The 560-nt window shown below is 70.5% G+C and carries 1 protein-coding gene; it reads right to left on the minus strand.

Going from position 1 to position 560, the window contains the following annotated elements; genetic code table 11:
* On the minus strand, nt 1–473 hold a 473-nt coding region (locus KUM32_RS37595), incomplete at its 3' end, for a MarR family winged helix-turn-helix transcriptional regulator (protein WP_217146324.1).
* Nucleotides 474–560 lie beyond the last annotated feature (87 nt).

The following is a 560-nucleotide window of genomic DNA, read 5'->3' on the forward strand; positions in this document are numbered from 1 at the left end:
GGCGGGGTGTCGAGGTGCGCGTTGACGCGGCCGAGCAGGGCGAAGAGTTGCCTGCGCTCGTCGTGGTCGAGCGGGGCCATGACGCGCTCGTTGACGTCGGCGAGGACGCGGTCGAGTTCCGCGAGGCGGCGCTCGCCGCTGTCGGTGAGGGTGACGACGTTGCGGCGCCGGTCGACCGGGTCGGGGGCGCGGCGCACCCAGCCGCCGTCCGCGAGGTCGTTGAGGACGGCGACGAGGTCGCTCTTGTAGATCCGGGTGCGGTCGGAGAGGGCCGCCTGGCTCGCCGACCCGAACTCGGCGAGCGTGGCGAGCACCACGAAGTGGTCCTTGCGGGCCCCCACCGCGCCGAGCGCGTCGCCCGCCACGCGCCGCAGTTGCGCGGCGGTCATCCCGACGAGGCGCGAGAGCTGGCCCTTGAGCCGCTCGGGGGCCGCGTCGCCGCGGTCGAAGCGCGTTTCGTCGCCGGTCTCCATGCCGACAGCCTAGCTGTTGCGTTAGTGGTACTAACGATATACGTTCGTAAGGAATCCTAACGTTAGTAATCCTAACCGCTTGAGAGG

Source organism: Streptomyces sp. AC627_RSS907 (assembly GCF_019049165.1).